Below are 11,828 nucleotides of genomic sequence, written 5' to 3'. Positions count from 1 at the left end.
AAGCCCTTCCCGCCGATGAGTTCGCCCAACGACGCCGCGCCCCTGGACACTGCCGCCACCCCCTGGCTCGACACCGCCGTAGGCTATGCCCTGCGCCGCGCCCAGATGAAGATGTTCCAGCACCTGGTGGACAGCCTGGCCGACTACGACCTGCGCCCCGCCCAGTTCACCGCCCTGGTGATCCTCGAACAGGAGCCGGGCCTGATGCAGGCTGACCTGGCGCGCCGCCTGGCCATCGAGCCACCGCAACTGGTGCTGCTGCTGAACAAGCTGGAACGCCAGGGCCTGGCCGAACGCGTGCGGGATACCCAGGATCGCCGCGCCTACACCCTGCACCTCACCGCTCAGGGTCGCGCCCAGGTCGGCGAACTCAAGGCCCGCGCCGCCGCCAGCGACCGCGCCGCCACCGCCCTGCTGGACGAGGCCGAACGCGCCGAGTTGCTGCGTCTGCTGCGCAAGCTCAACGGGGAGTTGGGGTAGCGCGGTTTGGTCAGACGGGAGCTGCAGCTTCGTTGGGCTTCGCTGCGCTCAGCGCCAACCTACGGTGTGACCACAATCCAACGCCCTGCCTGAACGCTCCCTCTCCCTCTGGGAGAGGGCTGGGGTGAGGGAAACCGGCAGTCACTGAAACATCCCTCGTTGGGCTTCGCTGCGCTCAGCGCCAACCTACAGTGTGACCATAGCCCACAGCCCTGCCTGAACGCCCCCTCTCCCCCTGGGAGAGGGTTGGGGTGAGGGAAACCGGCGGCCACTGAAGCATCCCTCGTTGGGCTTCGCTGTGCTTAGCGCCAACCTACGCAGCCAGCTACCACTCAATGTCCCGCCTAAACGTCCCCTCTCCTTCTGGGAGAGGGCTGGGGTGAGGGTCGGCGGCGGCCGCGGAGCTACGACCCTCAGAACCCGTACAGACTGACCGGGTTGTCCCTCAGGATGGCGGTGCGCACTTTTTCATCGGGCGCCCAGTCGGCCAGCAGGTCGAAGATGTGGCCGTCGTCCGGCTTGTTGCCGACCGCAACCGTGGGATGCGGCCAGTCGCTGCCCCACAGCAGCCGTTCCGGGTGGCGACGCACCAGTTCCTTGGCCACGGCGCCGACGTCCGCATAGTCCGGCGCACCGCTGCGCGATTTGATATAGGGGCCCGACAGCTTCACCCAAGTACGCTCGGCGTCCAGCAGGCGGGCCACGACGGCGAAGGTCGCTGAATTCACCCCCTCCGGCTGAGGCACATGGCCCATGTGGTCGATCACCAACCGCGCCGGCAGCCGTTGCAGCCGGCTCTCCAGCTCCGTCAGCTGATTACCCGTGGCGACCACCTGGACATTCCAGCCCAGCTCATTGACCCGTGCGGCCAGGGGTTCGAGGTCGGCCAGGTCGGCGCCGCCGAAGCTGAGGTTGAAGCGGATCCCGCGCACCCCGGTCTTGTGCAGCTCCTGCAACTCGGCATCGGTGATGCTCCGGTCGAGGACGGCTACACCACGGGCCTGGCCCTGGCTGCGCGCCAGGCCGTCGAGCATGCAGCGATTGTCGGTACCGTAGGTGGACGGCGTGACGATGACCATTCGGTGCAGCCCGAGCAGGGCCTGCAGCTGGTGATAGTCGTCCAGGGAGGCATTGGGCGGGAGCAGCTTGGCCCCCGGGGCGGCCGGGTAGCGGTCATCGTAGAGATGCATATGGCAGTCGACGCTGCCGGCTGGAGCCTTGAGTTTCGGTGCCATCTGGATACTGGAGAACGGGGTGGCGGCCTGGACGCCGAGGGCATCGAACAGGCACAGGGCGGCACTTGCCTGGGCGCTCGCTTTCAGGAAGCGCCGACGATTGAAGGTCATGATGAATTCCTTGAAAGGCTGCCGGCCCGGACGGGCCGGCAGCGATCGGTATCAACCGGCGTTGGTCGCTGCGGTCTGGGCGTCGGCCTTGGCCCGCGCGGCCTTGCGGCCCATGACCAGCACCAGCAGGCCACTGATGGCGCAGAGGGTGGCCAGCGGCAGTACCGCCAGGGCGTGGCTGTGGGTCGCGCCGTGGATGGCGCCATAGACGTTGACCATCACCCCGCCGCCGATGAGGTTGGCCAGGGCGCCGATGGCGGCCAGGCCGGCGGCGGCGGTGGACGACGACAGCCAGCCGGAGGCCAGTGCCCAGAACGGCCCCTTCATCGAGTAGGCCCCGATCAGCACCAGGCTCAGCAGGATCACCGTGGAGGCCAGGGACGAGGTGAACATGCCAGCCAACAGGCCCACGGCGATCAACAGCATGGTGAGCGAGGTGTGCCAGCGACGCTCGCCAGTCCGGTCCGAGCTGCGGCCCCAGAGGACCATCGCCACGGACGCCAGGCCATAGGGAATGGCATTGGTCAGGCCGACTTCCAGGTTGGACAGGCCGAAGCCTTTGAGCAATTGCGGCGCCCAGACGCTCATGGTCGTACCGGCCGCCGAGGCGCCCGAATAGATCAGCGCCATGAGCCAGATGTCCTTGTGCTTGAGCAGTTGCCACAGGGAAATATGGCCGATGCTGGTCTTGCGCCCGCGCTCCTCGGTCAGCTTGAGGGTCAGCCAGCTGCGCTGCTCGTCGCTCAGCCACTTGGCCTGCTCCGGGCGGTCGGTGAGGACGAACAGGCAGGCGATGCCCAGCAGCACCGCCGGGATGCCCTCCAGGATGAACAGCCAATGCCAGCCACGCATCCCCATCCAGCCGTCCAGGCTCAGCAGCAGGCCCGAAAGCGGTGAACCGAGGAAGTTGGCGCCCGGGATCGCCACCATGAAGATCGCGACCATGCGCGCTCTATAGTTGGAGGGCAGCCAATAAGTGAGGTACAGCAGCACGCCGGGGAAGAAGCCGGCTTCCGCGGCGCCCAGCAGGAAGCGCATCACGTACAGCGAGTTGGCCCCCTGGACGAAGGCGGTGCCGGCCGAGATCAGGCCCCAGGTGATCATGATCCGGGCGATCCAGATGCGCGCGCCAAAACGTTGCAGCGCCAGGTTGCTCGGCACCTCCACCAGGAAATAGGAAAAGAAGAACAGGCTGCTGGCGAAGCCGAAGATCGCCGGCGTGAGGCCGAGATCCTGGTTCATCTGCAGCGAGGCCATGCCGATGTTGCCGCGGTCGATGATGGCGATGAGGTAGCAGACGATCAGGAACGGCAGGATGCGCCAGGCAACGCGGCGCATGGTGCTGCGTTCCAGTTCGCTGATCTCGGGCGTGGAAGAGGTCATTCAGGCTCTCCGTCTTATTGTTGTGGAGATAAACGCAGCGGGCGGCGCTGAAATCAGCGCCGCCCGCCTTGGAGCGCGATCAGGCGGCGATCAGGTGCCGATTGACCACGGCACGGGTTTCCACCGCCTTGCCGTTCCAATGATCGAGCACCTGCTGCACCGCCACCAGCCCGACCCGGTCACGGGCCTCGGTGGTGTTGGCGCCCACGTGCGGGGTCGCCACCAGGTTGGTCAGGCCCCAGAGGGGGCTATCGGCCGGCGGCGGCTCGGGGTGGAAGGTATCCAGACCGGCACCGGCGATCTGGCCGTCGCGCAGCGCCGCCACCAGCGCCTGGGCATCGATCAGCTCGCCACGGGCGGTGTTGATCAGCAGGCTGCCGGGACGCATCCGGGCGAACTGGGCGGCGCCGAACAGGTGGCGGTTGGCCTCCGTCAGCGGGCAATGCAGGCTGATGACGTCGCACTCGGCCAGCAGATTATCGAAGCTCTCCTCGCGCTGCACGTGGTCACGCACCGGCAGGTTCTGGAGATAAGGGTCATAGACCCGCACCTGCATCCGCAGTGGTGCGACCAGGTCCATCAGCACGCTGCCGATGGAACCCAGGCCCACCAGGCCGAGGGTCTTGCCGAATAGCTCGGTGCCATTGGACTGGGCCTTGTCCCAGTGCCCGGCGTGCATCCGCGCATTCAACCAGGGCGTCTGGCGGGCCACGCTGAACATCAGGGCGAAGGCGTGCTCGGCCACCGACTGGGCGTTGGCGCCCAGGGCGATGGTGACCGGAATCCCCCGGTCGGCGGCGGCCTGCAGGTCGATGGTGTCGTAGCCGACGCCGTGCTTGGCGATGATTTGGAGCTTGGCCGACGCCTCGATCATCTCGCGGGTCAGCTTGCCCTGGCGGACGATGATGGCGTCGGGCTGCTCCTGGCGGATCAGCGCGACCAGTTCGTCTGCGGGCATATAGGGCTGGGTCGGCACGACGCGGATGCCATGGGCGGCGGCCAGGGCCATGGCGTCGGGTGCGAGTTCGGGGCCGGTGAGAAGCAGGGTGCGGGTCATGTGGGTAATCCCTTGTTGTTATGACGAGGTCCGGCGAGCGGACAGCCAAGAAGGCAGGCTTTGACCTTAGCATAATGGAACAGCGTTGCAATACTAGACGTAACGAGGAATTTCCCACCGGCAATCCGGGCATTGAATGTTTAAAAAAGAAATGCCATTCTGAAAATTCATCACCCGCTTCAGCGGCATCCAACAAAGCCCACAAGAGAAATGCCCATGACCATCGGATTCAGAGTTCTCAATGCCCAACGCAAGGTCGCAGCCGAATGGGTCGCGCGTTACCGTGAGGTTCCGGTCGCCAACGTCAGCGACTCCATGAACCGCATGACCGCCGGCGGCTCGCGCCTGCGCCCCATGCACCGCCAGGGCGTACTGGCTGGCGCGGCGCTGACCGTGAAGGCGCGCCCAGGCGACAACCTGATGCTGCACTACGCCCTGGACATCGCCGAGCCGGGCGACGTCGTCGTGGTCGACGCTGGCGGCGACCTTACCAATGCCCTGATCGGCGAGATGATGGTCGCCTATGCGGTCAAGCGCGGCGTGGCTGGCATCGTCATCAACGGCGCCATCCGCGATGCCGCCAACATTGGCGCAGGCGACTTCCCGATGTTCGCTGCCGGCATCTCCCACCGCGGCCCCTACAAGGATGGCCCGGGCGAGATCAATGTCCCCATCGCCATCGACGGCATGGTCATCGAGCCGGGCGACCTGATCATCGGTGACGACGACGGCCTGCTCTGCGTGCCCTATGACCAGGTCGCCGAAGTCTACGACCGCGCCAGCGCCAAGCACGCGGCCGAAGAGAAGCAGATGCGGCAGATCGCCGAAGGCACCAACGATCGTAGCTGGGTGCTGGACGCGCTGAAGAAGAAGGGCTGCGCCCTGCCCTAGTCGTCTTCCCGTCCAATCCGCATTGGACCCCGCAACGCCCGCTGCCTGCAGCGGGCGTTTTGCATTCAGGATCCGGTAATGCCCGGAGGTGCGGGCGCTGCGCCCCGACTCCGAGCCCCCTGCCCTTGGCTATCAGCGACTGCCTGGATCGCCTGGCCGGGGCGTTCAGGGACGCGTGCCAGCCGTCTTCAGCGACCGAAGGCGCCCCCTTCTGCGTGGCGGCTGCCGTGACGTCCGCCTCCCGTCGCGCCTGGCGCCGGCCAAGTCCCCTCCAGCACCCTGAGGGGCCCGCAAAAGCAGAAGGCGGCCCTTGGCCGCCTTCTGCTTTACGCGAGCAGACTCAGGTGCGCAGCGGTACCTCGCCGCCAGTCTTGAGCGATACCCGCCGACTCGGATCGCCCAGCCAGAGCATCAGCACGACACCCAGCACCATCACCGAGGCCACCACGTAGAAGGGGCCGGAGTAGCTCTGGGTCGCATCCTTGACGAGGCCAATGGCGAAGGGCCCGACGAAGCCGCCGAGGTTGCCGATGGAGACGATCAGCGCCAGGCCACCGGCCGCGGCCCGACCGGTCAGGAAGCTGGACGGAATCGCCCAGAAGGTCGCCTGGAAGGACAGGATGCTGGCCACCGTCACGCTCAGGCAGCTCATGCGCAGCAGCGGGTCGGCCGAGAGGGCGGCGCCCACCAGACCACAGGCGGCCAATCCCAGGGCGCCCGCCACATAGGGTAAACGGTGACTGCTCTTGTTAGCCTGGCGCGCCCAAAGCGTCATGGCGATGGCGCCGACCACATAGGGAATGGTGGCCACCAAGCCCACGGTGCTGTTCTGCATACCCAGGCTCTTGATGATCTGCGGCATCCAGATACCGATACCCACGGAGCCGACGATGCCGCAGAAGTTGATGGCGGCCAGCACGAACACCTTGGGATTGGTCAGGGCATCACGCAGCGTGGAGCCGTGGGCCGCGCCTATCTCCCGTTGCTCGCGGGCCAGTCGCTCGGTCAGCCAGGTGCGCTCGCGGCTCGACAGCCAGCGGGCCTTGGCCGGCGAATCCACCAGCACGAAGAGGCAGACGATACCCAGCAGCACCGCCGGCAGGGCTTCCACCACCAGCAGGAATTGCCAGTTCTTCAGGCCCATGAAGTCATGGACGTCCAGCAGGAAACCCGACAGCGGCGAACCGATGATGTTGGCGGTCGGGATGCCCAGCAAGAAGGCGGCGGTGGCCTTGGCCCGCCATTTCCCGGGGAACCAGTAGGTGAAGTAGAGATAGACCCCCGGGGTGAAGCCGGCCTCGGCCACCCCCAGCAGGAAGCGCAGGATGCTGAAGCTGACCGGACCGGTGGCGAAGGCCGTGGCCATGGAGATCAGACCCCAGGTGATCATGATCCGGGCGATCCAGATCCGCGCGCCGAAGCGCTGCATGAGCAGGTTGCTGGGAATCTCGAAGATGAAGTAACCAAAGAAGAACAGCCCTGCCGCCCAGCCGAACATGGTCGCCGTCAGGCCCAGGTCCTTGTTCATGCTGATGGCGGCGAAGCCGACGTTGGTGCGATCCAGGTAGCTGATCACATAGCAGGCGAAGATGAATGGCAGGATGCGCCACAGGGCGCGATGCAATACCTGTTCGCCTTCGGCGTCGGTCAAGGGCGCCTGGGCGCCCAGCGGGGTCTGACTCATGGATAACCTCTGTTGTAATTATTGTGGAGCTGACAGGGGCGCCGAAGCGCCGTTTATAGATGAGAGAACAGGGGTAAGCCCCGTACGCTGGTCTCCACCCGCAGGATGCTGCCGGTCTCGGATTCGGTGATGAAGAGGCTGCGGCCGTCAGGACCGCCGAAGGCCAGGTTGGTGTTGCTGATACCGGCGCAGGAACGCAACCGCGCCAGGGGCTCGGCCACCGACGACAGCTGCCAGACCGAGCCGAAGCCGGTGTGGGCGATATAGAGGTTGCTCTCCTCGTCCAGCGCCAGGCCATCCGGGCCACCGAGCCCGCCATGCAGCTGGGCGAAGACCCCGACCTTGCCGATCAGCGAGCCGTTGCCCAGCGGAATGCGCCAGATCTGCTGCGCCCGGGTCACCGCGATCAGCAGGTGGTTGAGTCGCGGATCGAAGACGATGCCGTTGGGGCTGGGCACCGTGTTCAACAGACAGTTGAGCTGGCCGTCGGCGCCCAGGCGATAGATCCGGCCGCTGGCATCCTGCAGACCGGTCTGGCCCTGGTCGGTGAAGTAGAGGTCACCGGCCGGTGAGAACACCAGGTCGTTTACCCCCTTGAAGCCTTCCGAGCCGGCGCTGCCCAGCAGCGTTTCCACCTCGCCACGCCGCGGATCGAGCAGCAGGATGCCGCGCTTGTAGTCGGCGATGAAGATCCGGCCATCACGATGGATCTTCAGCCCATTGGGCCAGCCATCGTATTCGCAGACCAGCTCCCACTCACCCTGGGGATCGATGCGGAAGATGCGTCCGTTGGGAATGTCGGTGACGTAGAGATTGCCCTGGCGATCAAAGGAAGGGCCTTCCAGAAAGGAATCGATCGCCCTGCCCTGGCGATTGGCATCCGCCCAGGCCGTGCGCTTCGGCTGGCGATAGCGGTCAGGCAGGCGGGTGAAGACAGTAGTGTGGATCGTCGGCGGCGCAGCGAAAAAACTCATGAACAGGCACCTGAGAAGGCGAAGTCCCCCGGCAAGAAGGGCTCCGAAATATTATTTTTAACGAAATGACGTTCCAAAAATAAAACAGCCGCTGCCAATTGCAAGCGAAAGTTTCGCCGATCGAAAGCGTGGCTTGACAGCCCTGTCTTTTCTGAATACTCCTAAAAGAAATGGCATTTCAAAAATAACAAGGAGAACGCCATGTTGCAGCCGTCCGGCCGCTCGTCCCGTCCCGCCCTGCGCCAATTCGCCCGCGCCCTGGGCTTGGCTGCCAGCCTCGGTCTGGCGACCGCCCTGCCCGCCCAGGCCCAGACCGAACAGACCCAGGTCACCCTGGCCATCCAATACGGCTATGCCTATCTGCCGGTGACCCTGGCCGACAAGCTGGGCTTCTTCCGTGAGCAGGCCAAGGCTGCCGGCCAGCCCGACACCCAGTTCGAGATCAAGCGCATCAGCGGCTCGCCCGCCATCAACGACGCCTTGATCAGCGGCAATATCGACATCGGCGGCTACGCCCTGCCGGGCACCCTGGTGGCCTGGCAGAAGACCCAGAAGTCCCTCGACATCCGCGCCCTCTGCGCCCTGGTCGCCGGTGACAACGCCCTGTTCGTCAACGACCCCTCGATCAAGTCGCTCAAGGACTTCAAACCCGACCAGAAGATCGCCGTGAGTTCCCCCACCGGCCAGCAGGCCCTGCTACTGCAGATGGCCGCGGAGCGCACCTTCGGTCCAGGCCAGGCCCACCGGCTGGACAACCTGATGGTGGCCCTGCCCCATCCCGATGCCACCGCCAGCCTGCTCAACAAGGCCGGGATCACCGGCTACATCGGCCCCAACCCCTACAGCTACCTGCTGGCCCGGGACGCCAAGGTCACCAAGCTGTTCGACTTCGCCAAGGAGCTCGACATGCGCATGACCAGCGGGGTGCTGACCACCACCGGCAAGTTCGTCAAGCGCAACCCGGGGCTCAGCGCCGCGGTGGTCGCCGCCATCGGCCAGGCCCAGGACTTCATCAAGGCCGAGCCGCGCAAGGCCGCCGAACTCTTCCTGCAGTCCGAGCCCTCCAGCCTGAGCCTCGACCAGGTGGAAGAAATGCTGCGCGGCGTCAGTGGCGAATGGTCGGTGCAGCCCATCGGCGTCATGGCCCTGGCCAATTTCATGGTCCGCAGCGGTGCGCTCAAGGAAGCACCGCAGCGCTGGCAGCAGGTCTTCTTCGATCCCGTGGCCACCGGCGAGGGCAACTGAGATGAATGCCGTACCGACTTCCGCACCCACCGCCGTACCGGACACCGCTGCCTGCCTGCTGCAGGTCGACAACGTGACCCTGCAATACAAGACCCGCGAGCAGCTGATCACCGCGACCCACCAGGTCTCCTTCGCGGTTCGCGAGCACGACAGGTTCATCCTGCTCGGCCCCTCGGGCTGCGGCAAATCCAGCCTGCTCAAGAGCGTCGCCGGCTTTCTCGAACCGGCGGCGGGCCATATCCGCCTCAATGGCCAGGACGTACGCGAGCCCGGCCCGGATCGGATGATGGTGTTCCAGGAATTCGACCAGTTGATGCCCTGGAAGACCGTGCTGGGCAACATTCTCTTTCCGCTCCAGGAAACCCGGCGCTTCCCCGCGGCCGAATTGCGCGACCGCGCCCGGGCCGCCGCGGTCAAGGTGGGCCTGGAGAAGTTCGTCGACGCCTACCCGCACCAGCTCTCCGGCGGCATGAAGCAGCGCGTGGCCATCGCCCGCGCCCTGGCCATGGAGCCGGCCATCCTGCTGATGGACGAACCCTTCGCCGCCCTCGACGCCCTCACCCGGCGGCGCATGCAGGAGGAGTTGCTCGGGCTCTGGGAGCAGTCGCCCTTCACCCTGATGTTCGTCACCCACTCCATCGAGGAGGCCATCCTGCTCGGCTCGCGCATCCTGGTGCTCAGCCCCCATCCCGGCCAGGTCCGCGCCGAACTCGATGCCAGCCAGTACGGCTTCCGCCAGCAGGGCGCGGCCGGCTTCACCGCCTTCCACCACCGCATCAGCCAGATGCTGTTCGGCCACAGCGAGACCGCCCATGAATAAGCCCGCCGTCGTTCTGCAGCCGCGCCCCGACTACGAGTACACCCCGGTCGCCCCCGGCCAGGTCGGCGATATCGCCCGGCGCCTGGGCCTGGCCGAGCGGCTGTTCGCCCAGGCAGGGGTACGCCGCACCCTGGTGCTGATCGCCCTGGCCGTCATCTGGGAAGTCTATGCCCGCTACCTGGACAACCCCCTGATGTTCCCGACCTTCAGCGACACCGTCGTGGCGCTGTGGACCGACCTGATCAATGGCGCCCTGCCGCTGGCGGTGCTCAGCTCGCTCAAGGTACTGATGGTGAGCTATGGCCTGGCCATCGCCCTGGCCATGCTGCTCACCACCCTGGCGGTGTCCACCCGGGTGGGCACCGACATCCTCGCCACCCTCACCGCCATGTTCAACCCGCTGCCGGCCATCGCCATCCTGCCGCTGGCCATGCTCTGGTTCGGCCTCGGCGTGCAGAGCCTGATGCTGGTCATCGTCCACTCGGTGCTCTGGGCGGTGGCGCTCAACACCTACTCGGGCTTCCTCTCGGTCAGCCAGACCCAGCGCATGGCCGGGCGCAACTACGGCCTGCGCGGCATCCGCCTGGTGGCCAAGGTGCTGATCCCGGCCGCGGTGCCTTCGATCCTCGCCGGCCTGAAGATCGGCTGGGCCTTCGCCTGGCGTACCCTGATCGCCGCCGAGCTGGTGTTCGGCGTCTCCGGCAACTCGGGCGGCCTGGGCTGGTACGTCTTCCAGCACCGCAACGCCCTGGAGACCTCCAACGTCTTCGCCGGCCTGCTGATGGTCATCATCATCGGCCTGGTGGTGGAAGGCCTGGTGTTCCGCAGCATCGAGGTGCTCACGGTCCGTCGCTGGGGCATGCAGAATTGAGCCGCCGCTCAGCGCCCAGGGGAAGCTCCCGGAGCCGTCGTCATGGCTGAGGCGACGGCGTCCCCCCATGCCCCGGTCCGCGAGGCCTGGCTGGCCCAGGTCCAGGAACCGATCCTGGAACCCGAGCTGCCCATCGTCGACGCCCACCACCACCTCTGGGATCGTCCGGGCCAGCGCTACCTGCTGCCCGAGTACCTGGCGGATACCAGCGGTGGTCATCGCATCCTGGCCTCGGTCTATGTGCAGTGCCGGTCGATGTACAGCGCGGACAGGGCCGCGCCCTTCGATGCCGTGGGCGAAGTGGAATTCGCCGCCGGCATCGCGGCCCAGAGCGCCAGTGGCCTCTATGGCGAGAGCCGGCTGTGCGCCGCCATCGTCGCCGGCGCCGATCTTTGCCAGGGTGAGCGCATCCTGCCGGTCCTGGAAGAGATGCAGGCACGCAGCGGCGGGCGCCTGCGCGGCATCCGCAACGCCACCGCCTGGCATGCCGATCCACGCCTGGTGTCCAATCCACGACCACCGCCGGCGGGAATCCTTAGGGCCGACGCCTTCCACCAAGGCGTGGCCTGTCTCGCCCGGCATGATCTCGTGCTGGATATCTGGGCGTACCACACCCAGCTCGACGAGGTGCTTGCCCTCGCCCGGAAATTCCCCGACCAGCCCATGGTGCTCGATCATCTCGGCGGTCCTCTCGGTGCCGGCCCCTATGCCCACCAACGCCAAGAGGTGTTCCAGACCTGGTCCCTGGCCATCCAGGCGCTGTCCCGCTGCAGCAACCTGCGCCTGAAGCTGGGCGGCCTGGGCATGAAGGTCGGCGGTTTCGCCTTCGATGAAAGGGCCACGCCGCCCACCTCGGCCGAGTTGGCAGAACTGTGGCGACCCTATGTGCTGACCTGCGTGGAAGCCTTTGGCGCCGAACGCTGCCTGTTCGAAAGCAACTTCCCCGTGGACAAGGGCATGTTCTCCTACGGGGTGCTCTGGAACGCCTTCAAGCGCCTGACCCAGGGCTGGCGTCAGAGCGACCGTGGAGCCCTGTTCAGTGGCACGGCGATGGACACCTACCGCCTTTCCTGAGCC

Annotated in this window: 11 protein-coding genes; 6 read left to right on the top strand and 5 right to left on the bottom strand. The window is 66.2% G+C overall.

The window, feature by feature from the left end; translation table 11 throughout:
* The first annotated feature begins 15 nt into the window (after nt 1-15).
* Nucleotides 16-480 carry a MarR family winged helix-turn-helix transcriptional regulator gene (locus FSV73_RS06565; RefSeq protein WP_145005615.1) on the top strand — a complete coding sequence of 155 codons (465 nt, stop codon included), beginning with the start codon at nt 16-18 and terminating at the stop codon, nt 478-480.
* Nucleotides 481-893: 413 nt separating this feature from the next.
* On the opposite strand, the gene FSV73_RS06560 is transcribed toward FSV73_RS06565, so the two are convergent.
* The 3 genes from FSV73_RS06560 to FSV73_RS06550 all read right to left on the bottom strand — a co-directional run bounded on the left by FSV73_RS06560 (nt 894) and on the right by FSV73_RS06550 (nt 4,266).
* The gene (locus FSV73_RS06560; protein ID WP_145005612.1) at nt 894-1,826 is read right to left on the bottom strand and encodes an amidohydrolase family protein; all 933 of its coding nucleotides are present in this window, start codon (nt 1,824-1,826) and stop codon (nt 894-896) included.
* A gap of 51 nt (nt 1,827-1,877) precedes the next feature.
* Nucleotides 1,878-3,209, bottom strand: coding sequence for an MFS transporter (locus tag FSV73_RS06555; RefSeq protein ID WP_145005609.1), 1,332 nt, complete (start codon nt 3,207-3,209; stop codon nt 1,878-1,880).
* Between the two features lie 79 nt (nt 3,210-3,288).
* Nucleotides 3,289-4,266, bottom strand: coding sequence for a hydroxyacid dehydrogenase (locus FSV73_RS06550; RefSeq protein WP_145005606.1), 978 nt, complete (start codon nt 4,264-4,266; stop codon nt 3,289-3,291).
* 216 nt (nt 4,267-4,482) lie between these two features.
* Between FSV73_RS06550 and FSV73_RS06545 the strand changes: the two genes are divergently transcribed.
* Complete coding sequence (locus FSV73_RS06545) at nt 4,483-5,157, top strand: RraA family protein (RefSeq protein WP_145005603.1); 675 nt, start codon at nt 4,483-4,485, stop codon at nt 5,155-5,157.
* A gap of 340 nt (nt 5,158-5,497) precedes the next feature.
* On the opposite strand, the gene FSV73_RS06540 is transcribed toward FSV73_RS06545, so the two are convergent.
* Both FSV73_RS06540 and FSV73_RS06535 read right to left on the bottom strand, forming a co-directional pair.
* A complete protein-coding gene (locus FSV73_RS06540) occupies nt 5,498-6,841 on the bottom strand; it encodes an MFS transporter (protein WP_145005601.1) in 1,344 nt (447 codons plus the stop codon).
* A 53-nt stretch (nt 6,842-6,894) separates the two neighbouring features.
* Nucleotides 6,895-7,815 (bottom strand): SMP-30/gluconolactonase/LRE family protein, encoded by a 921-nt coding sequence (locus FSV73_RS06535; protein WP_145005598.1) that lies wholly within the window; start codon nt 7,813-7,815, stop codon nt 6,895-6,897.
* Between the two features lie 201 nt (nt 7,816-8,016).
* Here FSV73_RS06535 and FSV73_RS06530 point away from each other — a divergent pair, with 201 nt between their 5' ends.
* From FSV73_RS06530 to FSV73_RS06515, 4 genes are read left to right on the top strand one after another with little or no spacing between them, the layout of a single operon-like run.
* Nucleotides 8,017-9,060: an ABC transporter substrate-binding protein gene (locus FSV73_RS06530; protein ID WP_145005595.1), complete on the top strand. Its 1,044-nt coding sequence runs from the start codon at nt 8,017-8,019 to the stop codon at nt 9,058-9,060.
* 1 nt (nt 9,061) lies between these two features.
* The gene (locus FSV73_RS06525) at nt 9,062-9,880 is read left to right on the top strand and encodes an ABC transporter ATP-binding protein (protein WP_145005592.1); all 819 of its coding nucleotides are present in this window, start codon (nt 9,062-9,064) and stop codon (nt 9,878-9,880) included.
* Nucleotides 9,873-10,751, top strand: coding sequence for an ABC transporter permease (locus tag FSV73_RS06520; RefSeq protein WP_145005589.1), 879 nt, complete (start codon nt 9,873-9,875; stop codon nt 10,749-10,751). The genes FSV73_RS06525 and FSV73_RS06520 overlap by 8 nt, the downstream gene beginning before the upstream one ends.
* 42 nt (nt 10,752-10,793) lie before the next feature.
* Nucleotides 10,794-11,825: an amidohydrolase family protein gene (locus FSV73_RS06515; RefSeq protein ID WP_145005586.1), complete on the top strand. Its 1,032-nt coding sequence runs from the start codon at nt 10,794-10,796 to the stop codon at nt 11,823-11,825.
* Nucleotides 11,826-11,828: the final 3 nt, after the last annotated feature.

It is taken from the genome of Pseudomonas oryzihabitans, assembly GCF_007665395.1.
Classification (GTDB): Bacteria; Pseudomonadota; Gammaproteobacteria; order Pseudomonadales; family Pseudomonadaceae; genus Chryseomonas; species Chryseomonas psychrotolerans_C.
This window is presented reverse-complemented; position numbering and strand designations above follow the sequence as displayed.

Bases quoted from the DNA above. Each gene is read 5' to 3' on its own strand.
- FSV73_RS06520 (WP_145005589.1), top strand. From the start codon at position 9,873: ATGAATAAGCCCGCCGTCGTTCTGCAGCCGCGCCCCGACTACGAGTAC.
- FSV73_RS06525 (WP_145005592.1), top strand. From the start codon at position 9,062: ATGAATGCCGTACCGACTTCCGCACCCACCGCCGTACCGGACACCGCT.
- FSV73_RS06545 (WP_145005603.1), top strand. From the start codon at position 4,483: ATGACCATCGGATTCAGAGTTCTCAATGCCCAACGCAAGGTCGCAGCC.
- FSV73_RS06565 (WP_145005615.1), top strand. From the start codon at position 16: ATGAGTTCGCCCAACGACGCCGCGCCCCTGGACACTGCCGCCACCCCC.
- FSV73_RS06540 (WP_145005601.1), bottom strand. From the start codon at position 6,841: ATGAGTCAGACCCCGCTGGGCGCCCAGGCGCCCTTGACCGACGCCGAA.
- FSV73_RS06530 (WP_145005595.1), top strand. From the start codon at position 8,017: ATGTTGCAGCCGTCCGGCCGCTCGTCCCGTCCCGCCCTGCGCCAATTC.
- FSV73_RS06560 (WP_145005612.1), bottom strand. From the start codon at position 1,826: ATGACCTTCAATCGTCGGCGCTTCCTGAAAGCGAGCGCCCAGGCAAGT.
- FSV73_RS06555 (WP_145005609.1), bottom strand. From the start codon at position 3,209: ATGACCTCTTCCACGCCCGAGATCAGCGAACTGGAACGCAGCACCATG.
- FSV73_RS06515 (WP_145005586.1), top strand. From the start codon at position 10,794: ATGGCTGAGGCGACGGCGTCCCCCCATGCCCCGGTCCGCGAGGCCTGG.
- FSV73_RS06535 (WP_145005598.1), bottom strand. From the start codon at position 7,815: ATGAGTTTTTTCGCTGCGCCGCCGACGATCCACACTACTGTCTTCACC.
- FSV73_RS06550 (WP_145005606.1), bottom strand. From the start codon at position 4,266: ATGACCCGCACCCTGCTTCTCACCGGCCCCGAACTCGCACCCGACGCC.